This is a genomic window from Pseudomonas sp. ML2-2023-3, assembly GCF_037055275.1.
Taxonomy (GTDB): domain Bacteria; phylum Pseudomonadota; class Gammaproteobacteria; order Pseudomonadales; family Pseudomonadaceae; genus Aquipseudomonas.
The window spans coordinates 3,671,342-3,692,720 of the sequence record NZ_CP146343.1; the positions used below are offsets into that span (position 1 = coordinate 3,671,342).

At 60.1% G+C, this 21,379-nt stretch carries 21 protein-coding genes and 2 pseudogenes; 8 read left to right on the top strand and 15 right to left on the bottom strand.

Annotated features, from left to right (window positions below):
- Positions 1-57 precede the first annotated feature (57 nt).
- Together V6P94_RS16845 and V6P94_RS16850 are read right to left on the bottom strand one after the other, a co-directional pair.
- A complete protein-coding gene (locus tag V6P94_RS16845) occupies positions 58-540 on the bottom strand; it encodes a GNAT family N-acetyltransferase (RefSeq protein ID WP_219262780.1) in 483 nt (160 codons plus the stop codon).
- A gap of 93 nt (positions 541-633) precedes the next feature.
- A pseudogene (locus V6P94_RS16850) lies at positions 634-1,038 on the bottom strand (GNAT family N-acetyltransferase); the annotation flags it as partial.
- Positions 1,039-1,221: 183 nt separating this feature from the next.
- Between V6P94_RS16850 and V6P94_RS16855 the strand changes: the two are divergent.
- The 3 genes from V6P94_RS16855 to V6P94_RS16865 are packed head-to-tail and all read left to right on the top strand — an operon-like array spanning position 1,222 to position 5,017.
- The gene (locus V6P94_RS16855) at positions 1,222-2,640 is read left to right on the top strand and encodes an FAD-linked oxidase C-terminal domain-containing protein (protein ID WP_326397810.1); all 1,419 of its coding nucleotides are present in this window, start codon (positions 1,222-1,224) and stop codon (positions 2,638-2,640) included.
- Between the two features lie 54 nt (positions 2,641-2,694).
- Positions 2,695-3,639 (top strand): LysR family transcriptional regulator, encoded by a 945-nt coding sequence (locus V6P94_RS16860; protein ID WP_219262769.1) that lies wholly within the window; start codon positions 2,695-2,697, stop codon positions 3,637-3,639.
- Positions 3,640-3,688: 49 nt separating this feature from the next.
- Positions 3,689-5,017: an MFS transporter gene (locus tag V6P94_RS16865; RefSeq protein WP_219262768.1), complete on the top strand. Its 1,329-nt coding sequence runs from the start codon at positions 3,689-3,691 to the stop codon at positions 5,015-5,017.
- Positions 5,018-5,076: 59 nt separating this feature from the next.
- On the opposite strand, the gene V6P94_RS16870 is transcribed toward V6P94_RS16865, so the two are convergent.
- Positions 5,077-5,451: a tautomerase family protein gene (locus tag V6P94_RS16870; protein WP_326397808.1), complete on the bottom strand. Its 375-nt coding sequence runs from the start codon at positions 5,449-5,451 to the stop codon at positions 5,077-5,079.
- 106 nt (positions 5,452-5,557) lie between these two features.
- Between V6P94_RS16870 and V6P94_RS16875 the strand changes: the two genes are divergently transcribed.
- Complete coding sequence (locus V6P94_RS16875; protein ID WP_326397807.1) at positions 5,558-6,427, top strand: LysR substrate-binding domain-containing protein; 870 nt, start codon at positions 5,558-5,560, stop codon at positions 6,425-6,427.
- Positions 6,428-6,463: 36 nt separating this feature from the next.
- Here V6P94_RS16875 and V6P94_RS16880 read toward each other — a convergent pair.
- The 4 genes and pseudogenes from V6P94_RS16880 to V6P94_RS16895 all read right to left on the bottom strand — a co-directional run bounded on the left by V6P94_RS16880 (position 6,464) and on the right by V6P94_RS16895 (position 10,178).
- Positions 6,464-6,983, bottom strand: a pseudogene (locus V6P94_RS16880) (DUF2867 domain-containing protein).
- Between the two features lie 31 nt (positions 6,984-7,014).
- Positions 7,015-7,410: a GFA family protein gene (locus V6P94_RS16885; RefSeq protein ID WP_326397806.1), complete on the bottom strand. Its 396-nt coding sequence runs from the start codon at positions 7,408-7,410 to the stop codon at positions 7,015-7,017.
- A 504-nt stretch (positions 7,411-7,914) separates the two neighbouring features.
- Positions 7,915-8,991, bottom strand: a complete 1,077-nt coding sequence (locus V6P94_RS16890) for a collagen-like triple helix repeat-containing protein (protein ID WP_326397805.1) — start codon at positions 8,989-8,991, stop codon at positions 7,915-7,917.
- 341 nt (positions 8,992-9,332) lie between these two features.
- Positions 9,333-10,178, bottom strand: coding sequence for an SDR family oxidoreductase (locus V6P94_RS16895; RefSeq protein ID WP_338647809.1), 846 nt, complete (start codon positions 10,176-10,178; stop codon positions 9,333-9,335).
- 194 nt (positions 10,179-10,372) lie between these two features.
- Here V6P94_RS16895 and V6P94_RS16900 point away from each other — a divergent pair, with 194 nt between their 5' ends.
- Positions 10,373-11,284 (top strand): LysR family transcriptional regulator, encoded by a 912-nt coding sequence (locus V6P94_RS16900; protein WP_338647811.1) that lies wholly within the window; start codon positions 10,373-10,375, stop codon positions 11,282-11,284.
- Here V6P94_RS16900 and V6P94_RS16905 read toward each other — a convergent pair.
- The 4 genes from V6P94_RS16905 to V6P94_RS16920 all read right to left on the bottom strand — a co-directional run bounded on the left by V6P94_RS16905 (position 11,281) and on the right by V6P94_RS16920 (position 16,427).
- Entirely contained in the window at positions 11,281-14,118 is a 2,838-nt protein-coding gene (locus V6P94_RS16905; RefSeq protein ID WP_326397802.1) for a TonB-dependent receptor domain-containing protein, read from the bottom strand. The two genes, V6P94_RS16900 and V6P94_RS16905, sit on opposite strands and share 4 nt — an antisense overlap.
- A 96-nt stretch (positions 14,119-14,214) precedes the next feature.
- Entirely contained in the window at positions 14,215-15,180 is a 966-nt protein-coding gene (locus tag V6P94_RS16910) for a FecR domain-containing protein (RefSeq protein ID WP_338647814.1), read from the bottom strand.
- Positions 15,177-15,683, bottom strand: a complete 507-nt coding sequence (locus V6P94_RS16915; RefSeq protein ID WP_338647816.1) for a sigma-70 family RNA polymerase sigma factor — start codon at positions 15,681-15,683, stop codon at positions 15,177-15,179. Before V6P94_RS16915 ends, V6P94_RS16910 begins: the two co-directional genes overlap by 4 nt.
- A 135-nt stretch (positions 15,684-15,818) precedes the next feature.
- Positions 15,819-16,427 (bottom strand): LysE family transporter, encoded by a 609-nt coding sequence (locus V6P94_RS16920; protein WP_326397799.1) that lies wholly within the window; start codon positions 16,425-16,427, stop codon positions 15,819-15,821.
- 66 nt (positions 16,428-16,493) lie between these two features.
- On the opposite strand from V6P94_RS16920, the gene V6P94_RS16925 reads away from it, so the two are divergent.
- Positions 16,494-17,417, top strand: a complete 924-nt coding sequence (locus V6P94_RS16925) for a LysR family transcriptional regulator (protein ID WP_326397798.1) — start codon at positions 16,494-16,496, stop codon at positions 17,415-17,417.
- Between the two features lie 16 nt (positions 17,418-17,433).
- Here the strand turns inward: V6P94_RS16925 and V6P94_RS16930 are convergent, their stop codons facing one another.
- The 4 genes from V6P94_RS16930 to V6P94_RS16945 form a co-directional block, all read right to left on the bottom strand.
- Positions 17,434-18,129: a tRNA (adenine(22)-N(1))-methyltransferase TrmK gene (locus V6P94_RS16930; protein ID WP_326397797.1), complete on the bottom strand. Its 696-nt coding sequence runs from the start codon at positions 18,127-18,129 to the stop codon at positions 17,434-17,436.
- Positions 18,130-18,595: 466 nt separating this feature from the next.
- Positions 18,596-18,904 (bottom strand): AzlD family protein, encoded by a 309-nt coding sequence (locus V6P94_RS16935; protein ID WP_133079268.1) that lies wholly within the window; start codon positions 18,902-18,904, stop codon positions 18,596-18,598.
- Positions 18,901-19,611 carry an AzlC family ABC transporter permease gene (locus V6P94_RS16940; protein WP_219262755.1) on the bottom strand — a complete coding sequence of 237 codons (711 nt, stop codon included), beginning with the start codon at positions 19,609-19,611 and terminating at the stop codon, positions 18,901-18,903. The genes V6P94_RS16935 and V6P94_RS16940 overlap by 4 nt, the downstream gene beginning before the upstream one ends.
- 121 nt (positions 19,612-19,732) lie before the next feature.
- Positions 19,733-20,059 (bottom strand): DUF2834 domain-containing protein, encoded by a 327-nt coding sequence (locus V6P94_RS16945; protein ID WP_219262754.1) that lies wholly within the window; start codon positions 20,057-20,059, stop codon positions 19,733-19,735.
- A gap of 112 nt (positions 20,060-20,171) precedes the next feature.
- Between V6P94_RS16945 and V6P94_RS16950 the strand changes: the two genes are divergently transcribed.
- Positions 20,172-20,993: a helix-turn-helix domain-containing protein gene (locus V6P94_RS16950; RefSeq protein ID WP_133079265.1), complete on the top strand. Its 822-nt coding sequence runs from the start codon at positions 20,172-20,174 to the stop codon at positions 20,991-20,993.
- A gap of 25 nt (positions 20,994-21,018) precedes the next feature.
- A complete protein-coding gene (locus V6P94_RS16955) occupies positions 21,019-21,372 on the top strand; it encodes an ASCH domain-containing protein (protein ID WP_338649454.1) in 354 nt (117 codons plus the stop codon).
- Positions 21,373-21,379 lie beyond the last annotated feature (7 nt).

The following is a 21,379-nucleotide window of genomic DNA, read 5'->3' on the forward strand; positions in this document are numbered from 1 at the left end:
AATTCAAATGAATACTTTAATTAAATCCAAGTATTCATTTGACTGAAGCAAGTGCGGTTATTTGCGCACCGCGCACGTCATGGTCTGGACTTTTATATGGGGGTGGCTTTCTAAAGTTTCCCACTCATTCATAAAGATGAAACCGTGTTTCAGGTAGAAGCTGGAGGCCCTTGCGTTGTCCGCAGATACGTCCAGATAAATGAACTCATGCCCGTCCTGCAACGCCTGGCGTTTGACAGCGCCCACCAGTTGAGCGGCTGCGCCAGAACCGCGAAAGTCAGGTGCGACCCACATGGCGATCACGTTGTAACGGTGGCCCTGGATCACGGCCCCGATCATGCCAACCGGCTTGCCGTCCTTGATGGCCAACCAGAATTTCGTCCCGACTTCTGACGAAGCGCGCTCTTGCCACTGGGCATCGGTGTCATTGGCCGCCGTTTCATGGCTCACTCCAAACGCTGTGGGTGCGTCCAAAAGCGCTGCAAGGCGTACGTGCTTCAAAAGCATCCAGTCCCTGGTATGCGTCAAGCGAATGACCATGTCCTTTCCTGCTACGGGTTCACAAAGCCCAGGCCGATACTCGCTCAATGACTTTTCAAAACGCACATCACCCTCAGGCAGTTTCTCCACCACCTGCCAGCCCAGGCTTCGATAGAAGCCGCTGGCACGACTGTTTTCAGCGGTTTCAAGCCATATGGTGCGGTGGTGCTGGAACAGGAATTCCTCGGCCCTGGCCATCAGGCGGCTACCTAATCCGCACCCCTCGAACCCAGGCCGGACAAACGCGGCAAACACGCAGCCATCTTCAGCGTCAGCCATGGAAAACCCGACAGGCACACCCTCAACCTCTGCCACCCACACACACGGCGAAGCCTGGATAGCCTCTCGTATGGCTTGGGGCGTAATGCCCATTTCGCTCAACTGATCATGGGAGAGGTGGTTCTCCGTGACACTGGTTCGAATATCAAAGATGGCGCTGATGTCTGCCTGATTGGCGATTCTGACTGTCGTTTCCATGAACGGCTCCTTGTCTATCATCCGCCAAAGGGTATCTGCCCGGGCGGGCACAGCACAACAAGCGGTAAATCAACCATATCCAAAAGAGATGGCACCATCTGAAATCAGCACTACAAGTGTGTACCAAAGGCTGCCTAAGATAAGTCATGACTCCTTACAAATGCCGCCAGCTTCACGCGGCGCACAAAAACCGGAGAGTGCTTGATGTCCCTTCCTGCTGCCTGCGAACACCCGCCCCTGCCCGAAATGTTGCGCGATCAATTAAGCGACTTGCTCGGCACACGATTCTCCACTTCGGCCAGCGTGCGCGAGCATCATGGCAGCGATATTTCCGCACTCGACCCCATGCCGCCGGATGCCGTGGCCTACGCCAACAGCCTGGAAGATATCGTCAACATCAGCGCCGCGTGCTATCGCCACGATGTGCCGATGATCGCCTATGGCAGCGGCACCTCTCTGGAAGGCTGGTTGCAGGCGTCCCACGGCGGCGTGAGCATTGATGTGTCAGGCATGAACCGGATTATCGATATCCGGGTCGACGACATGGACGCCACCGTACAGCCGGGCGTGACGCGCAAGCAGTTGAATGCCGCGCTGCATGGCACCGGGTTGTTCTTTCCGATCGATCCCGGCGCCGACGCGTCCCTGGGCGGCATGGCAGCCACGCGTGCCTCCGGAACCAACGCCGTACGCTACGGCACCATGCGTGAAAACGTGCTGGCCATGACTGCAGTGCTGGCCGATGGTCGAGTGATCAATACCGGTGGACGTGCGCGCAAGTCTTCTTCGGGATACGACTTGACCCATTTGCTGGTGGGCTCGGGCGGTACGCTGGCGACCATCGCCGAGCTGACGGTCAAGCTGCACCCGATTCCTGAAGCCATTTCGGCCGCCGTGTGCCGTTTTCCGAGTGTCGATCTGGCCGTACGCGCGGTCATTCAGACCATCCAGCTGGGCGTGCCAATCGCCCGCATCGAATTGCTCGACGCCTTGACGATGCGAGCGCTCAACGCCTACAGCAGCACGCAACTGCGCGAAGCGCCCTCCCTGTTCTTTGAACTGCATGGTTCTGAAGCGGGCGTGAAGGAGCAGATCGAGACGGTGCGCATGGTCGCCGACGAGCACCAGGGGCTGGACTTTGAATGGGCGGTCCATCCCGAAGATCGCAGCCGCTTGTGGCAGGCACGGCATGACGCCTATTTCGCCTCCCTGGCCCTTCGTCCCGGTTGCCGCTCCCTGACCACCGATGCGGTGGTGCCGATTTCACGACTGGCCGAATGCATTGAGGCCACTGCTGCGGACCTTGCCGAGAATGGTTTTCTCGCCCCGATTTTCGGCCACGTGGGCGATGGCAACTTCCACGCGCTGATTCTGGTCGACCCCCTGAACCCGGACGAAGTCGAGCGCGCCGAAGCGGTGGCCCATCGACTGGCCGAGCGGGCGATTGCCATGCAAGGCAGTTGCACCGGCGAGCACGGCATAGGGCTGACCAAGCAACACTTTATGGCAGTCGAACACGGAGCCAACGCCGTGAGCGTCATGCAGGCGATCAAGGCAGCACTGGACCCCAAGCAACTGATGAACCCCGGGAAGATTTTCCCTCGCGGGCACTCGACAGGCTGACGCGCTGTACCATCTTCGGCCCCCGTACATTCGAGCCCTGCAGGAAGCGCCTCAATGGAAATCCGCCAGATCAAATACTTTGTCGCCGTCATCGATTGCGGCAGCTTGTCCAGGGCCGCACGCCAGGTGCATGTGGCGCAATCGGCGTTGAGCAAGCAGATGTCCGCGCTGGAGGATGATCTGGGGGTGCAGTTGTTCCATCGCAGCCACAACGGCGTCGTCGCAAGCGAAGCCGGCAAGGTCTTTTACGAATATGCCCAGGGCATGCTCAAACATTTGACCGACGCCCGTGCTGCCGTCAGCAGCAGTCAGGATCAAGTCAGCGGATCGATTACGGTGGCATTGCCACAAAGTGTCGCAACCATTCTGGCAATGCCGCTGATGCGCGCCGTGGCGGCCCGTTACCCACAAGTGGCGTTCCATCTCAACGAAGAGCTGACCGGGAACGTCATGGACCAACTGCTCCACGGTCGGGTTGACCTGGCCCTGTTTACCTCCCTTGATTTGCCCCCGCAGGTGCTGTTCAGCGCGTTGATCGAAGAAGATTTTTACCTGATACACCGGGCCAATGCGCCTGACGCACCACCCGCCGGGGAGGTCTCTCTGGAGCAGGCACTGGCCCGCCCCCTGGTGTTTCCCAGCCAGGCCCACGGTCACTGCACCCGCACCGTGGTCGAACACGCGGTAAAACAGCGCGGGTTGGCAGCGGGACAAATCGCAATGGAGGTCAATTCCGTACACATCCTCAAAAGTGCAGTCGAGGCCGGTATTGGCCACACCATCATGCCGCTGAACCTGGCCATGCGAGAGATCGGGGACGGCCGCCTGGTCGCCCACCGGATTGCCGCTCAAGGGGTGTCCCGGATCCTGGGCATCTGCAGCTGTGCCTCAATGCCCGCCAGCCATCTTAAAACCCTGATCAGCGAGCTGATCCGCGAAATCGTGGGGGGCATGTGCCAGAACGGTGACTGGCCAGGAGGTCGTGCACTCGATCCGTAAGCCATGCCATTTCAACATCGCCCCTACAACAACAAGAAAGAGGCTCGAGATGAACACCTTATCGCCGCTCCCCGGTGACATGCCGGACCACGCACTGCATTCGGCCTACCGTAAAACCGCGTGGCGGGTCATTCCGTTGCTGATGGTCTGTTACCTGGTCGCTTATCTGGACCGGGTCAATGTCGGCTTCGCCAAGTTGCAGATGCTCGATGACTTGAAGTTCAGCGAAGCGGTCTACGGGTTGGGGGCCGGGGTGTTCTTCGTCGGTTACCTGATGTTCGAGATCCCCAGCAATATCGCGCTGCACAAATTCGGCGCCCGGCGCTGGATTGCCCGGATCATGATGACCTGGGGCCTGCTGTCGGCAGCCATGATGTTCGTCGAAACGCCCATGAGCTTCTACCTGCTGCGTTTTCTGATTGGCATCGCTGAAGCCGGTTTCTTTCCCGGGATCATTTTCTACCTCACCACCTGGTTCCCGAGCCATCGTCGCGGGGTGATGATTTCACTGTTCATCGCCGCCTTGCCGATCTCCAGCATGCTCGGCTCGCTGATTTCCGGTTTGATCATGCAAACACTCGATGGCGTGGCAGGTTACGCCGGCTGGCAATGGCTGTTCGTGATTGAAGGATTGCCGGCAGTGGCATTGGGTGGCGCGGTGTTCTTCCTGCTGCGCGACCGCATTGCAGATGCCCACTGGCTCAGCAGCGAGGAAAAACGCGGCATGCAGGCCGCGCTGGATCGCGAAGCCAAGGCAAAAGCCCACCATTCAGTGCGCGATGGCTTGCTGAACCCGAAAATCTGGTTGCTGGGGGCGGTCTACTTTTGCCTGGTGCTGGGGCAATACGTGATCAGCTTCTGGATGCCGACCATCATCCGCAACAACGGTGTAGCCGAGCCCTGGGCAATCGGCGTGCTCAGCGCCATTCCCTACTCCGTCGCGGCCGTAAGCATGGTGCTGGTCGGGCGCAGCAGCGACCGCTTTCGCGAGTATCGCTGGCACCTCGCGATCTGCGCGTTCATCGGCGCTGGCGGCGTGGTGTTCGGCACCCTGTTCGGGGCCAGCCTGTGGTTGTCGATGATCGGCCTGACTGTCGGCACCGCGGCGATGATCAGCAGTCTGCCGGTGTTCTGGGGCATGCCCACCGCCGTGGTGGGGGGCGCAGCGGCGGCGGCCGGGATCGCACTGATTAACTCGCTGGGCAATGTCGCCGGGTTTTTCAGCACGATCGTGGTGGGCTGGTTGACCCAGCTAACCGGCAACACCCAGGCGGCCATGTATTTCATGGCCGGCGCCCTGGTGATCGGCGGGCTGCTGGGATTGAGCGTGGCACGTGCGCGCAATGAGCCGATTGTGCAGATGAAAACAGTGCCTTGAGCAGGCTCTGAGGCGGGGGCGATGCCATCGCGAGCAAGCCCGCCCCACCTCAGCATTGTTCAGTTGCCCCGCCCGCCCCCGAATGACCAGGCCTCGGTCTCTGTGGTGGTCACGATCACCATGACATCCTCAGGGTCCAGGCCTGTGGCACGGTTCAGTTTGGTGACCAGGTCTTGATAAAAGCGCTGCTTGGTCAGTGTCGAACGCGGGCGCCCTGCCGTTATGGCGATCAAGACAAAGTCATGACTGCGCGGCCCGCCGAGGTAGCCCGGATCGAAAATCAGCTCGCCTGCTTCATGCTGGTCAATGACCTGGAACCGGTCAGCCAGCGGCACCTCGAAACTCTCGACCAACGCATCGTGCAGCCCCTGTGAAAGGGCCTGCAAATACTCGGCAGACTTGCCCCGGTGCAACGAGATACGTGCAAACGGCATGACGCATTGCTCCTGTGAAGTGTTGACCGGAGAAATCTATCAAGTCGCAACCATTGGGAATATCAGATTAAATGACGCCCATTGTTCCAAAATTGTGGATGATCAAATGCGACGCCCTGTCTTCGACCTCGATGTACTGCGCACCTTCGTGACCGGCGTGGAGCTCAACAGTTTTGCCAAGGCGGCAGGCCGCCTGGGCCGTTCGACCTCTGCCGTGAGCGCACAACTCAAGAAACTTGAAGAGCAGATCGGCACGCCCGTCCTGCTCAAATCCGGCCGGGGCCTGGCACTGACGCCAATGGGCGAATCCTTGCTGACTCATGCCCGTCGGCTACTGGAACTCAACGACAGCATTTTCCAGACGCTAAATGAACACCAGACGCCAGAAACTGTGCGCCTCGGGCTTCAAGAAGACTTTGGCGAGCACTTTCTAAGCGACATTTTGCGCCGGTTCGCCATGAGCTATCCCCTGGTAAACCTGGAAGTCAGGATCGCACGCAATGCCCAGCTGCTGGCCCTGATGGACAGCGACGGGCTTGACCTGGCACTGGCCTGGGACACCGGGCAGCCATCCGCCTGTGCTACGCGCCTGGGTGAAGCGCAAATGCACTGGATCGGGTCCCGGGACACACCGGCCCGCTACATGCCTGGCGACGCGCCACTGCCCTTGATCCTGTTCGACGCCCCATGCGTCATGCGCAGCGTGGCGATCAAGGCGCTGGATGAAGCAAAAATTGCCTGGCGGATTGCACTGACCAGCCCTGGCGTGGGGGGGATCTGGGCGGCCGTTGCCGCCGGACTGGGAGTGACCCTGCGCACCCGCATCGGGTTGCCGAGTCATCTCGCGATTATTCGCGGGTTACCCGCGGTTCCGACCCTGGGGTATGTGCTGCATGCTGTGAACGAGCACCTCACGCCTGCCGCCAGGCTGCTGGCCGAACTGATAGAAACAAGCCTGCAAGAACAAATGAGTTGATCCCCGGCTGAATGCAGCCTGTTGGCGCACCGGTGTTCAAGCCCTCTGTGCGAGTTTGCGTTTCACTTGCCTGAGGTAGCTGTTGACGATGAGCTTGTGCGCCGGGCCCACCGGCAACATGTAGAGACGGCCATAGGCGTTGTGGGTCACGACCGAGGATGTAACCACCAGCACATGATCGGTGGTTATCGAGAGGCAAATCATCACATCCAGATGCCGGTCACGTTCAGTCAGCACCAGCATCTGGGGAGCACTGTGCTCCACCAGAAAAAATCCAGATGGTCGCCCTCTTGCACGGCCTCTCGCCGGGTGCCGGAGAAACCACCGATGCGCTTCACGCCAAACAGGGAGGAAATGGCATCCCGGGTCCGGAAAGCCAGGCGCATGGGCAGCCCCTGTTCGGCCGTCATGAGGTTCCAGGCTTCAGCGCCGTGATGGGTGCAGGTAGCTGGACCGATCTGCTGTCGTGGTAATCAAGTTCAGACACTTCTCGAAGCGTGCGAACAGGTGATGTGAAAGCCAAAGCCTGCCTCCTGGATACTGAATGAAATTCCATTTTTCAAACGCCTGGGCACATCAAAACAACCTCAGCGCCCCGGCTGCCATTGCGGGTGCATCGCAAGATGCTCATGGTTGAGCCATGGAGCATCATGATCAACCCAAATGTGATATTGCACACGCACACCCGGGTCCTCGTCCAGCGTCGCGACACGAACAATCACAGCCGGTGCTGCGGTTCGCTCTGCCACAAGGTGAGAGCCGCACAGCGAGCAAAAGCGACGCAATTTCCCGGGGGAAGACTCGTAACTGCTCAGGTGTTCCTGCCCCTTCGTCCAGCGAAAGTGCTCACGCAAAACACCCGCCGTGGTCACGAATGCTGCGGCATGGGTTTTGCGGCACGAGTGACAATGGCAGTGGCTCGCCGGCATGTCGATACTGTCAATTTCATACCCGACGGCCCCGCAGGCACAGCTTCCTTTCATTGCATTTTTCCTTGTTGATGAGGGAGATACGGTGACCTTCAATAACCTAAAGCAGACGTGTATCGGCCACAACCCCAACGCGCGGGCCCGTCTGAAGGCGCCAGCGGTCTCTTCTCGCGTTGCACGCGTTCGATCAGGCTCATGCGCTTTACACACTGGGCATCCGGGAAACGGAGTCTGACGTGAACTCGGGATTGTGACATTTGCCACGTGTGGCTATGCCGTTATCAAGGATCTGATCGGGGGAGCAGGAACTGGTCCGGGAGAGGATACCGCTTCAACACATGAACGCAGGCAATGGCGGCACAGCTGTAGTGTCAGGTTCACACCTGCATGCCGGGACCGCCATCGTCACCGCGCTTATTCCCGACGTTCCGGCCGCGGGATGCCTGGCGTTGCACTCAGGCACATTGCACGGTAGCTCACCCAATCGCACCTCAGGGCCCACGCGAGCGAAGCCATGGCGCTGTCGTCTCGCGAAGACTTCCTGGAGAGGGTCAATGCCTAGTTTTTCTTGCCCAGGTTGCCCAGACCGCCGAGCAGGCCGCCAAGACCACCCAAGCCACCGGTGGTAGTGCCCGCACCCGTAGTGCCGGTGTTTACCTGACCACCTGTCGAGGCCGTTGCCCCGCCCAGACCGCCCAGGCCACCAAGCAAGCCACCATTGCCGCCCAGACCCAGCAAGCCACCCAGGCCGCCCGTGTTTGTACCGGTGCCTGCACCTGCTGGCGGATTGACATAACCGCCGGATTTATCCAGCACGCCGCCCACACCACCCAGCACACCCCCGACCAGGTTTGTTACCGGGTTATTGCCTGTATCCGCCACTTTGTCACCGAGCCCCCCTACCACACCGCCAACCTGTTTCAGCAAACCGTCCACTGGTTTGCCCAAACCTGTTGTTGTACCCACCTTGCCCGTTACGTTCTCGACCAGTGAAATCACGGGCACTACGACTTTGTCATTCAGGCCCCCGGTCGCCTTGCCCAATTGACCGCTGGTGACGTTGGTCGTCAGCGTATTGCCGAGCATGGTGACGGTGGTGCCGACCTTGTTCACCAGACCACCCGTGGTGTCGGTGACTTTGCCCACAACGCCCCCCACGAGCGGAATCTGGCTGATCGGTGTGTTATCGACCAAACCGCTGACACCAGTGCCCAGTGACGAAACACCCTTGCCGACGTCGCTGACCCCGTTGGTGACACCGGCAACGGTGATACCCAGCGAGTTTTTATCAGTGCCCAAGGAACCCAGGCCATTGGTCACGCCGTCGGTAATGGACGACACGGCGTCACCGGTGTGAACCACCAGCCCACCGGCTGCGCCGACCACTGGAACTTTGGTCAGGGTAGTGCCCACATCACTGACCAGTACACCGACACCGCCCAGTCCGGTACCCACTTCATTGGCGACCTGGCCTGTCACCAACGGCGTAGTCGTGGTGGTGGTGACAGGAGGCGTAGTGTTTGTCGTACTGATGGTGGTCTTGGAGCCACCTCCACCGCTGCTGCAACCCGCCAGGCCGGCGGTCATCACCAAAAATAAAGCGGTGCTCGTTTTCAACCTTGGTTGAGTGTTCATCATCAACTCCCTTGAGCTTGCTGTGCTTAAGTTCGAAGGCCCCCTGTTCTGATATCAAGGGACATTCCATCCGTAAGGACATAACAACTCCATAGGCTTCAACACACAATTCACAACTTGGTATTAACACTCTATATAGCACCGCCGCGACCCAACTTAAGGACTAATGCTCAAGTTGTAATAACCGCTTATAACGCCACGAACATCAACCTGCACAAGGGTTTTATCCGTGCCCTGCTCCCTGCCCATACTTAAGTTATAGGCACAATTAACAGTCCTTCTGCTCACTTGAAACATGGGTCTGCAAGTCGGATGCTCCTCAATGATCGCGGGCAAGCACCTCAGCACTCCTTGATCTGGTCCCACAACCGGGCAACCTGCTCGGCGCTTGAGGCCTTGACCCGCGCCAGGTCGAGGGGATAGTCGACTCCCGGGTTCTCGACAAATCGCGTCGCGCTGAACTGGCCATTGCTGGCCCGCAGAATGTAGCCCGTGTCCTGGCACAACGGCGAAGCCAGAAACATCACGCCGGGAGTGACCCATTCAGGTTTCAGGTTGTCCGGCTCGCCACTCACGCCCCACAGGCGGGTTTTGGCCACCGGCGATACGGCGTTGACCAGAATGCCATCGGCCGCACCTTCCATGCTCAGTGCATTCATGATCCCAAGCTGGGCCATCTTGCCCGCGGCATAGGCCGTCAGCCCCGGCTGCGCATACTGCTGATACATGGCGCGGTCCGAAGACGTCAGCACCACCCGTGCAGCTGCAGAGTGCCTGAGGTATTTCCAGGCATGCTTGCAGAGCCAGATCGGGCTGTAGATGTTTATATCCAGCGCCCGCTGAATAAACGCCGGTTGCGTTTCTTCGATCGACTGATAACCAACCCAGCCCGCGTTGTGGATCACAATATCCAGTTGCCCGAACCCATTGATGGCTGTCTCGATCAATTGCCGACACCCCTGCTCGCCAGCCAGGTCGCCATGATGGCCGATCACGCTGAATCCCTCGGCTGCAAGTGTTCGGGCGGCATCGAGGGCAACGGCGGCATCCGTGCCTGCACCCGTCTTGTCTGCGCCACTGTCACTGATCACGACATTGGCACCCAACCTTGCCAACTCACGTGCATAACTCAAACCCAGCCCACGGCCAGCACCCGTTACAATGGCGGTTTTTCCGGAAAAGTTCATGGGTAGTTCCTCGTGATAATCACCTCACCTTATCAATCGGACGCCAAGTTGTTTAATACTAAACAGGCACTCAGTTGATACGCTGCGCCTATCACGCGGCCTCTTTAAAGCCGATGAGTAATCAAGCCTTATATAGAATTAATTGTTACCCTGCTCCGGCAACAGTGATCAGTTCAAATCAAGGAACGCTGGAAATGATCGAAACCCGACTGCTCAGGCAGTTCATCGCGGTGGCTGAAGAGCTGCACTTTCATAAAGCTGCAATTCGCCTGCATATAGCTCAACCGCCCCTGAGCCAGGCCATTAATCGGCTGGAAGGCAAACTGGGTTTCAGCCTGTTCACCCGCAACAAGCGAGAGGTCAAACTGACACCCGCAGGCACTGTCTTTTTGCAGGCTGCCTATCAAACACTCAAGGCGCTGGAACGGGGGATTGAACACGCTCGCCAGGTGTCCGAAGGCATTGCGGGCACCCTCACGGTGACTGCTGTCTCCATCGCGTACTACGAGCCATTGCTCAGCACCCTCAGGCGGTTTCGCCAACGCTTTCCCGATGTCCAGCTGGTCATCAGGGAGATGCCCTCCTCCAGCCAGGCCAAGGCGATTCTGGCCGCAGAAGCCGATATCGCGTTCATGCGCAAACTGCCGCATTCGACGCAGAACATCGAATCGCGCCTGTTGTTCGAAGAAGCCATCGTCATGGCGCTGCCCCTTGATCATCCAAAAGCGCAGTCAGGCCCGATCGAGCTTCGGGATTTTGCCGACGAAGACTTCGTGTTCACCCCGCAGGCCCTGGGCAGCGGCTATCACAACCAATTGATCGCCCTGTGCGAAGCCGCCGGTTTTTACCCCAGGGTGGTACAGGAAGCCGCACAGATCCATACCCTGATCGGCCTGGTGAGTTGCGGTTTTGGCGTGGCGCTGGTGCCTGAGTCCATTGCCGGCTCGAACATGCGCGACAAGGTGGTGTTTCGCCCGATTCGCCCGGTGGCAGAATCTGCCAACCCGGCCATCGGGCTGTACATGAGCTGGCATGCCCACAACCCGTCACCGCTGATCAACCGTTTTATCGCCATGTTCGACAGCGCCAGCCAACGGGCCGACTAGAACGTGGTCTGCACACCCACGCGCAACGTACGCCCAGGCGCAGGCATGAAACTCTGGGCCAGCGGGTCGAGGTAATAGCGGTCAGTCAGGTTCTGCAACGACACATTGAGCTGCGTGTGGTCCTTGAGCTTGTAGTTGAGGAACAGATCAAACAACGCCACTTGTTCATAGACCAGTTGCGGCGTGGTGGCACCGGTTTGCCATTCATTGTCGGCCTTGACGGTCGGGCCTGAGGTATAGGTTCCACGGCCGCCGACGGTGAGCGTCTGGTCAAAAAAGCGCAGGCCCGTGGTCAGGTTTGCCGCAAAGCGTGGCGGGTTCTGGGTGTTGGAGTAAGAACCCATGAAGCTGCCCGGCGTGCAGTTCGGCGTTTTGCTCAAGTCCTGATAGGGGTTGGAGCTGGCTCGCAAGCGTGCCGCGAAGGTCGAGTCGCAGGTTTCGGTTTTCAGGTAGTAAGTGGACGAAAAATCTGCAAACACGCGACCCGCGTCGTAATGCGATTGCAACTCCAGGCCGCTGGTTTTGAAGCTGTCGGTATTGCTGAACTGCATCAGGCCCATCAACCCCGGGCTTGGATCGTAATAGCGGGTGATGTAGTTCTTGATGTTGGTATTGAAGTAGGCAAGCTTGATGTCCGCCGAGTCATTGTCCACCCACAGGCTTTTATGCAGCGTGCTGGCACCGATCTCCCAGTTGCTTGAGCGCTCGGGTTTAAGGCCTTTGCCGGGCATGGTCTGCAAGACGCCCTGGCTGGTTTCGAACAGCGAAGGCATGCGCAGGCCCTGGGTGTATGAGGCATAGAAGAACGTGTCCGGCGCCAGTTCGACGTTGAAACCAATGGCAGGCGCAAAAGCACCGCCGCTGTCGCTTTGTTTGCCCGAGTACGCGTAACCGCTGACCACCTCGCCAACCTGGGACGGATAGACCGTCGACTCGGTAGCGCCGAAGTCGTTGTAGCGCGTGCCCTCGAAAGGGAAGTTGGTGTTGTTGAACACGATACCGTTGTTCAACCGCGGGTCCGTGGCGTTGGTGTACCGGCCGTTCTGATCCGGGAACCACATCATGTTGCCGTAGCTCTGCGGGCTAAAGACCCTCAGGTACCTCAACTCGCGCTCCTCGCGCAGCGCCGTCGAGTGGGCAACGTGATCCTTGGTGCGGTAATAGGTATAACGACCGCCCCCCCAGAGCGTCAGCCTGTCGACCGGCTGGTACTCCAGCTTGCTGTGCAGGCTGAACTCCTGCCGGGAGCCATCGCGCAGGCTGCGGTTGGCATTGATGTCATCCTGATTGGTGACCACGCCTTTCTGCGGGCGCAGTTCCTCGATCTGGAACCCGCTGCCCACATCCAGCTTCAGATCGCCGTAGCGCGTAGTGAACCGCGAGGTATTGGCCAGGTCGCCGCCAATGCGCCGGTCGGCCTGTCGGGTCCAGTTGCGATCCGAGCGATAACGCTGCGAAGCCGGCGCCAGCACCGACGTCAGGTTGCTGGTTTGAGCGTCCGTCATCCACAGGCTGGCCGTCAGGTCCACCAACGGGTTGGCGTCTGGCAGGTAATTGTAGCGGGCGGTATAGGTGTCGATTTTCGTGTGGCTCAGGGGGTACTGGTAGATGCCCCCGGTGCCGAACCGGAAAATATCCGAAGGCATGATCTCGCCAATATGGCCGTCGTACCGCCTGAAGCCCAACTCCAGCGTATGGTCGTCGGCCGGGCGAATGGTGGTTTTGATCAGGTACGAGTCGGTCTCTGCCGATGAGTTGAGCACCTCTTCACCGGGGTTGTACGTCGTGGCGACCGTCATGTTCTCGCGCCCATAACGGTTAAACGTGCGGTAGCGGTCCTGACCCTTCTTGCCAGCGAAATAGTTGCCCTGATTGCGATGCGCGTACGCTGCCACCACATCGAAGTAGTAGTGGGTCCAGGCAAACGCAGCACTGCCGGACTGGGCCTCTGAACCGAACAGGCCGCCACGGTCCCGGTGCGGTTCGGAGTAAAGGGTCTCAGTGGCCGAATGGCCGTCACGGGAAGCGGGAGCAACGCCGTTGTTCCACACATCGCCTTTGAGGCGCAGGCCAACGGTTTGACCGTCACGCAAAATGTCGTCTACGCCGATGGTGCGCATCTTTACCGTGCCGCCGATGGCACTCGATGTCAGGCTCGGGCCTTTGTCGATGGTGATATCGCTGATCAGGTCAGGGTCAATGTAGCTGCGCTGCTGCGTACCGGCATAGCCGCGGTACACATCCAGCGCCTGTTGCGAGCCATCGACCGTGACGGCTACCCGGCTTTGCCCCTGGATGCCACGAATGTTCACATCCAGGCCACCGCCATTACGGCTGTCCCCTACCTGCACACCCGGCTGGCCCTTGAGTACATCGCCCACCGAGATCACGCCAAAACGTTGCATCTCTTCGCTGGAGATATACACGGTGGATCGAGGCGCCAGATAGACCTCTTCAAGGGCGGGATCTTCCCCTGTGACCTTCTGCGAGGGCAGCACGACCGCCCCTGCCCCCTGAAACAGTTCGACGCTGCCGTCCGCCCGGCGCTGATAGCTCAGGCCGGTGCCCGACAACAGTCGTGTCAGGCCCGCCTCGGTACTGAAGTCGCCCTGCAACCCCTTGCTGCTCTTGCCCGCCGTCAGTGTCGAACTCCCGGCCATGCTGATTCGCGCCTGCACACCGAAACGCGAAAGCACCTGATCCAGGGGGCCGGCATCGATATTGAAGTGCTGACGCTCATCAGCAGCGAAAACGGCTGCGCTGTAAAGCGGTTGCAGGCCCAGTAAAAGCAGGCCAAAGGTGCGGGCGCATAAAACACGTGCGGGGGAAATCATGCAGGGCTCCTGAAGGTGAAGGCCCACCTGTTTCGGTGGGTTATTCCTATAGGCCCCGCCAGTTTCGAAAAACTGTCGCGCAGAACGAAAAATAATTCAGACCGCCACCACCGTGACCCAATAGCGGGTCCGCCGCTCGATACGGACTGGCAATGCATGGGCGACCAGCGCCAGCGCCGCGTCCGTGTCATCCAGCTGGAAACTGCCCGTCACGCGCAAGGCCGCCACCTGTTCGCTGCAGCGCAAAATACCGGGCCGGTAGCGTGACAGCTCGGCCAGCAAAGCATCCAGGCGCATGCGCTCGGCCGGTAAAATGCCCCGCAGCCACGCCTGGGCCAGAAACACATCGGTGAGGCTTGCCGGATGAATGCCCCCGGCATCCACCCGCGTTCGCCAACCCCCCTCCAGCAACAATGGCGCCCGGTTGTAAGGCGAGTTCACCTGCACCAGGCCGCGCAATACCGTCACCTGAGTGCCCTGGCGATCATGGCGCACCAGCAGGCTGGCCCCACGGCCACGCAACACGGCATCGGGCGTGACCAGTTGCACCGAACCTGATTCGGCCTGTGCATTCAGGGCCAGTTCGCCCTCGATCAACTGCACATGGCGCTGGTCTTCTCGCCACTCCACGTTGGCCGCACTGGCCGTGTTCAACCATAAGGAAGTGCCGTCGGCCAGCCGCCACTGACGACGCTCGCCCGTTGTGGTGCGGTAAGTGGCCAGGGCTGTGCGCACCACGGTCGATTGCGCACCTTGCCAGGAAACCCCGCCAAACAGGCCCAGTGCCAACAAGCACTTGAGCAGCTGCCTGCGCTGCTGAGGGTCTGCCCCGGCTGACTCAAGCGCCCTGCGCGCTGTGGCATCGGATAAAAGCGCGGCCCCGGGCTGCAGCAACAGCGCCAGGCTACTGACGCGCTGCCAGACACATTCGTGTTCAGCGCTCGCCTGACGCCATTGCTGCAAGGCCTGATGGTCAGCCGCCCCCATGAGCCCGGACTGCATGCGCACAATCCAGTCGATGGCCATATCCCGTACACGGGGATTGACAGAAACGCCGCTCATTCGAAACGGCTCGCGTAGCAGACGCTGAAGGCCTTGCTCATGGCCCGCTGCACCTGGGCCACGCTCAGGCTCAACTGCGCGGCGATCTGCGGGTAGGTCAAGCCATCGAGCTGGGACAAAAAGAAAATCTGCCGCACCCGGGCAGACAACCCGATCAACAGCGAATCGAGTTGCAGCAGGGTCTCGATCGTCAGGTAGCGGTCTTCGGGGGAAGGCTCCTCGCCTGCCGGTCGGGCAGCCAGCGCCTCAAGATAAGCCCGCTCGATTGCCTGACGCCGCCAGCGGTTGATCAGCAGACCGTTGGCAATGGTTGCAAGAAACGCCATGGGCTGACGCAACGCCTGCGCATCGTGCTTTGAACGCAGTACACGGATAAACGTGTCGTGTGCCAGGTCCTCGGCATCGGCGCGATGCCCCAGTCGCCGATGAAGCCAGCCCCGCAGCCAACCATGATGATTCGCATACAGCTGCTCGACGGGCGAGACGGTTCTGTCGTGAGACATGTGAGATTCGCTTGATGTTAATGATAATTCTTCTCATCTTATTATTTGTAACTGACTTTTGTACAGCGTCAGCTCTGATTCCGGGCTTCCCACTGGGTGAAAAAAAACACTTCAAGGAGAGGGCATTGCCCCTGTTCAGCGTAGAACCGCGAGCAAGATCCCGAAGCCAACCAGCAGCCCACCGAAGACGCGGTCGATCCAGTGACGCACGGCAAGCAAGCGCCCCTGCACGGCCCCCGCCGAGAAACACAGCGCGACCAGAGCGAACCAGGCCATATGGGCCACTGCAATGAAGCCGCCATAGCCAATCTGCACGGCCAGCGGTGTGTCCGGGCGTACTACCTGCATAAACAGGCTGACGATAAACAGTGTGGTTTTAGGGTTGAGTGCATTGGTGAGAAAGCCCGTGCGCAGCGCCGCCAGATCCGACAATGGTGCCACCGGGCTTTCGGCTGACCTGCTGCCGGGATTGGCACGCAACATCTTCACACCCAAATAGATCAGGTAAACCGCGCCCACCAGCCTGATGGTGCTGAACACCCAGGGCGACTGCTGGATCAGCAGGCCCACACCCACCAGGGTGTAGGTCACATGCACCATCACCCCCAGGCCTATGCCCAGGGCGGTCAGCACCCCGGCGCGGCGCGACAGCATCAGACTGTTGCGCGTCACCATCGCAAAATCGGGCCCCGGACTGATGATGGCCAGCAGAGTTATTGTGATTACAGCTATCAATTCGGTCATGGCGTATCCTGTCGACTGTTAACGAACAGACGCCATGCTATTGGCACAGACCGCAGATGAATAACGATGATATCTGACAACAATAGTGAGTCTGACTCACCAATCAGTCATGGGCGGCTGCCTTCCCTTTTGGCCTTGCGTTGCTTTGAGGCTGCAGCACGTCAGGAGAACTTCAGTCGTGCCGCCAGCGAACTGCACCTGACCCCCGGCGCAGTCAGCCGCGCCGTGCGCCTGCTCGAAGACGAGCTGGGTGTGGAGCTGTTCGAGCGCCGCAGCCGCCGGGTGTTTCTCACCGATGCCGGCCGCGTGCTGGCCAAAGCGGTGGGCGATGGACTGGGGCTGATGGCCCAGGCCATCGACACAGTGCGCGCCAACGCCCGCCAGAAACCGGCCTGGGTGCTGTCTTGCGAGCCTACGTTGCTGATGCGCTGGTTGATCCCGCGCTGGCCTGATTTCCAGGCCCGGCATCCGGAGATAAACGTACATCTGGTCGCGGGTGGAGGGCCGTTCAGCTTTGCCAGTGATATCGACCTGGCCATCCGCCGTGACGACTTCCCCTGGGCCGACAGTTATCATGCAGAGCCCTTGTTTGCGGAAAAAATCGGCCCGGTATGTCGCCCGGAAAAAGTTGCCCAGTGGTTTTGTGCAGAGGACGCCAGTCCGCAATTGCGGGCCGACGCACCTCGGCTGCACACGCGCACGCGGCCGGGGGCCTGGCATGAATGGGCCGCAGCGGCAGGCCTGGCCTGGCCTGAGGCACCGGGGCAAACCTTCGAGCACTTCTATTTCAGCCTGCAGGCGGCCGTTGCTGGCCTGGGCGTGGCCATCGGCCCCTGGCATCTGGTGCGCGACGATCTGGAAAGCGGCGTACTGGCTGCGCCTGGGGGGTTCGTCGAGGACGGTTCGCGTTATTGCCTGCTTTCGCCCCAGCCGTTGATTGCCGATAGCCCTCAGGCACAGTTGCTGGCATGGCTGCGTACGAAAGTTTGAGATCAGCGGCCCGGGCCTAGGCCAGCAATTGAGTGATCCAGCGGGCCTGCCGGGCGATTTCCTGCACCTTGTCCTCGGGTACCGCCTGCCGCGCCTGGTCAAAGCTGGTCAGGACCTTCTGCTTCTGGAGCAGCATGCGTTGCCACTTGCCCAGAAACACAGGGCTGCGCGCCTGCATCTGCAAGGGTCCGAAATACAGTTCCTCGGCCGTATACAGCACCGGCCCGGCGCGCTCGGCGACGATGATTTCGTAGTAGAAGCCGTTTTCCTGCAACAGCTCTTCGCACAGGATCCTGTAGTGATTATCCATCAGCCATTGGCGCAGAGGCTGCTCACCGCCATTGGGTTGCAGGATCAGCCCCTCCCGCCCGTTCAGCCGCGCCTTGCCGCTCTCAAGGATGTCGCGGATAGTCTCGCCACCCATGCCGCAGATACTGATCGCGGTGATCTCGTCTGCCGCCTCGATGGCCTCCAGACCGTTGGCCTGGCGCACGGTGATCAGCTGTTCCAGGCCGTTTTCGCGCACAGTGCGTTGCGCCGCGTGAAAGGGCGTCAACGCCACCTCGCCTGCAACTGCTGCCGTGATGGCACCACGGCGCATCAACGCCACCGGCAGATACCCATGGTCCGAACCGATATCGGCCAGGCGCGCACCGGCTGGCATATGGGCTGCCACGCGCTCAAGGCGCATGGACAATGTGTGTTCGTTCAACTTCAGTTCCTTTTAACCGCCAATACCCGGCACCCTGGACGTGGGTGCGGGCGGCACATGATGCTCGGTGAATTGGGCGGGGTAAAGCTGCGCTCCACAGCGGTTCAGATTCGTCGTCTAACCCACGTGTAGTCGCTGACGAGTAGTACGAGGCTGCGATCGAGCGCGAAGCGGTCGCAAAACCGGTACACGCGGTACACCTGATTAACCGTGGAAGCCGATTTCACGACTGCTTCGCAGCCGGACGCAGCCTCGCACGGCTCGTCAGCGACTACAGATTCTTCACCCATCCCGCGTGTAGTCGCTGACGAGTAGTACGAGGCTGCGATCGAGATGGTGCGCCACTGCGACGTAGCGGTCGCAAAACAGGCACACGCGGTATGCCTGATTAACCGTGAAAGCCGACTTTACGACTGCTACGTCGCAGTGCTCAGCGGCTACAGAAGGCCGCGACACATGCGTGCTTTCACAAATGCCTGAACACCGCCGCTGCAATCACGCCTGCCGCGATCGCGGGCAGGGGCTTCTTGAGCACCAGCATCACAACTGCCGTGGTCAGCAAGGCAAGGCGTGCACCGTTGTCACCGTTAAGCGCCAGAGGCGCCAGCAGCGCGACCAGCACTGAGCCCGACATGGCGCTGATGAACTGTTGCACCCGGTAGTTGATGGGAACGAAGGACATCACGAAAACGCCCCCCAGGCGCGTGACCAACGTGACCACGGCCATGATCAGAATGATGATGAAGGTGCCGTAACCTGCGCTATCAATGCTCACTTTTTCTTCTCCATCCACACAGCGCCAAGCACGCCACCTGCCAGTGCCCCGACCACCACATGGCTGTTTTCAGGCAAGTACCGGTGCGCCAACAGTGACGAGACGGCTGCCACACTCCAGATCACCAGCATGCGCAGGTTCTTTTGCCCGCCGACCACCATGGCCAGCAGAAAGCAGCCCATCACCATGTCCAGCCCCAGACTGACCGGGTCCTGGATATCGCTGCCAAAGTACACGCCCAGCCAACTGCCCAGCACCCAGGCCGCCCACAGCGCAATGCCGCCGCCCAGGATCAGGCCGATGCCCGATTTGCCGCTGTTGAATGCCTGCATCGACATCGCCCAGTTGGCATCCGATATCACCATCATCACCCCGTAGCGCTTGGCCGTAGGGAGCTCGCGCAGCCAGGGGTACAAGGTTGCCCCCATCAAAAGATGCCGGGCATTGATCGCAAACACCGTCACGATCAACGGAACAAGAGGTACCTGCGCGCCCCAAAGGTCCAGCGCTGCGAACTGCGACGCACCAGCAAACACCAGGGTACTCATGAGCAGGCTTGCCCCATCGTCCAGCCCCGTCTGAGCAGCAGCAAGCCCGAACGCAATGCCGAACACCACCACAAACATGGAAATGGGCAAAAGCTGTTTGAAGCCGTCCCGGACTTCGTTCCAATTCAGCTCGACCGAGCTTTTTTCACCACTCAACAAGACATCACCTCATCTGCACGACGACACGCTTTTTAATGCTGGCATTATGAGGGCCTGAATCTAATCCAGAACAGCGTGCATGTGTAAAAGGTGTCGCAATGTCGCTATTGGCAGGGCGTTGTCAGATATCAGCAGGTGTTTTGACGCCCGACCTGAACCCATCGACCACGATATACAGCAGCGGCCCCACGGAAACAAAAACGGCGGTAAGCAGCAGATAAGGCAGCACCGATGCCAACGAACGGCCTTTGGCGCGAGCATCCCGGTACATCCAGATGCAGGCCAGAACCGCAAGCAGGTACAGGTCAATCACGACCTGAGCCGTGTCGGGGCTGGACATCAGGCCCAGGCCGAAAGCCACCAGCGACTGCTGCGCCGTCCACATCGTGTAGCCCGTGTAACCGGCGAAGCCCAGCAATGCGGCAAGGGCGAGATAGGGTTTGTTCATGTACTGTCCTTTAGCGGGGGCTGACGGTACGCCAGTTAGTGATACTTTTGCCGCACCCGCAATGACCTCACAGGTCATGGACGCCGATCATGGCCACTGCCAGAGTTGATGCATGAACAGCCAACCCTTCCCCCGTACCACGGCCCCGACAACCGCCGGACCCCAGCTGCGCTTGCTGCGGCGTCAGGCCCGCTTGAGCCAGCTCGACCTGGCCATGATCGCGGGCATTTCCCAGCGCCATTTGAGCTGCATTGAAACCGGCCGCGCCCGGCCCGGCCCAGGCACCCTGCACAACTTGCTGATGGCCCTGGAGGTCCCGCTGGAGCAGTGCAACAGCCTGTTCCTGGCGTCCGGTTACGCGCCTCGTTACGAAACCACCCCGCTGTCCTCCCCGGCAATGGACGCCGTGCGTGACGCCATCAGCCATGTGCTGCACGCCAATAACCCTGCTCCGGCGATCGTGCTGGGCAGCCATTGGCAGGTGCTGGCAGCCAACGCCAGCACCCGGGTGCTGTTCAATCTGCTGGGGCTGCCCGCCGACGCGGCGCAGGGCTTGAACCTGTTGACCACCCTGCTGCAACCCGGCGGTCTGGGCGACCACTTGATCAACCCCGAGCAAATCCGCAGCATTGCCTGGCAGCGGGCTACCCGCGAGGCGCTGGACAACCCGGCCCTGGCCGAACTGCTGCAAACCCTCGATGCCCCGCCGTCCTGCGCCGCCGTGAGCAATGAGCTGCCACCGCTGGTGCTGACCCGTATCCGCTCCCCTCAGGGCGAGCTGAATTTCATGTCCACGTTCACCACCTTCGGCATGCCGCTCGACATCACGGTAACGTCTTTGCGCATCGAGCATCTGATCCCTGCCGATCCAAAAACCTGGCAGACCATGACCGCCGCCTACGAGCAGTCACTGCTCGGGCAACCAGGCCACTAAGGAGAGTGCCATCAAAACCCTGTCCATTGTTCACCCCGGCGCCAGCCGAATTGCCTCGGGGGAGAAAACCCTTGAAGTGCGGCGCTGGCACCCCGAACTGGCCCCGACCGAAGACCTGCTGATTGTCGAGAACAAGCGATTTCTGCATATCGACGGTGATGAAGACCCCGAGGGCATCGCCGTGGCCATCGTACGGGTCAAGGCCATACGCCCGTTTGAACCGCAAGACGTGCCAGCGGCCTGTGCAAGCTATTACGAGGAGGGTTGGCTGGCCTGGGAGCTGATCGATATCAGGCCGCTCATGCCCCCGGTTCCCATGCGGGCGGCACGGGGCATTTACACCACCGACATCCGGGCCGGCGACCTGCAAACCAGCTGACCTCTCG

Excerpts from the sequence above, each read along its gene's own strand:
- V6P94_RS16905 (WP_326397802.1), bottom strand. The coding sequence starts at position 14,118 with ATGATTTCCCCCGCACGTGTTTTATGCGCCCGCACCTTTGGCCTGCTT.
- V6P94_RS16915 (WP_338647816.1), bottom strand. The coding sequence starts at position 15,683 with ATGTCTCACGACAGAACCGTCTCGCCCGTCGAGCAGCTGTATGCGAAT.
- V6P94_RS16865 (WP_219262768.1), top strand. The coding sequence starts at position 3,689 with ATGAACACCTTATCGCCGCTCCCCGGTGACATGCCGGACCACGCACTG.
- V6P94_RS16950 (WP_133079265.1), top strand. The coding sequence starts at position 20,172 with ATGAACAGCCAACCCTTCCCCCGTACCACGGCCCCGACAACCGCCGGA.
- V6P94_RS16920 (WP_326397799.1), bottom strand. The coding sequence starts at position 16,427 with ATGACCGAATTGATAGCTGTAATCACAATAACTCTGCTGGCCATCATC.
- V6P94_RS16860 (WP_219262769.1), top strand. The coding sequence starts at position 2,695 with ATGGAAATCCGCCAGATCAAATACTTTGTCGCCGTCATCGATTGCGGC.
- V6P94_RS16875 (WP_326397807.1), top strand. The coding sequence starts at position 5,558 with ATGCGACGCCCTGTCTTCGACCTCGATGTACTGCGCACCTTCGTGACC.
- V6P94_RS16900 (WP_338647811.1), top strand. The coding sequence starts at position 10,373 with ATGATCGAAACCCGACTGCTCAGGCAGTTCATCGCGGTGGCTGAAGAG.
- V6P94_RS16855 (WP_326397810.1), top strand. The coding sequence starts at position 1,222 with ATGTCCCTTCCTGCTGCCTGCGAACACCCGCCCCTGCCCGAAATGTTG.
- V6P94_RS16885 (WP_326397806.1), bottom strand. The coding sequence starts at position 7,410 with ATGAAAGGAAGCTGTGCCTGCGGGGCCGTCGGGTATGAAATTGACAGT.
- V6P94_RS16895 (WP_338647809.1), bottom strand. The coding sequence starts at position 10,178 with ATGAACTTTTCCGGAAAAACCGCCATTGTAACGGGTGCTGGCCGTGGG.
- V6P94_RS16910 (WP_338647814.1), bottom strand. The coding sequence starts at position 15,180 with ATGAGCGGCGTTTCTGTCAATCCCCGTGTACGGGATATGGCCATCGAC.
- V6P94_RS16870 (WP_326397808.1), bottom strand. The coding sequence starts at position 5,451 with ATGCCGTTTGCACGTATCTCGTTGCACCGGGGCAAGTCTGCCGAGTAT.
- V6P94_RS16845 (WP_219262780.1), bottom strand. The coding sequence starts at position 540 with ATGGTCATTCGCTTGACGCATACCAGGGACTGGATGCTTTTGAAGCAC.
- V6P94_RS16945 (WP_219262754.1), bottom strand. The coding sequence starts at position 20,059 with ATGAACAAACCCTATCTCGCCCTTGCCGCATTGCTGGGCTTCGCCGGT.
- V6P94_RS16890 (WP_326397805.1), bottom strand. The coding sequence starts at position 8,991 with ATGAACACTCAACCAAGGTTGAAAACGAGCACCGCTTTATTTTTGGTG.
- V6P94_RS16925 (WP_326397798.1), top strand. The coding sequence starts at position 16,494 with ATGATATCTGACAACAATAGTGAGTCTGACTCACCAATCAGTCATGGG.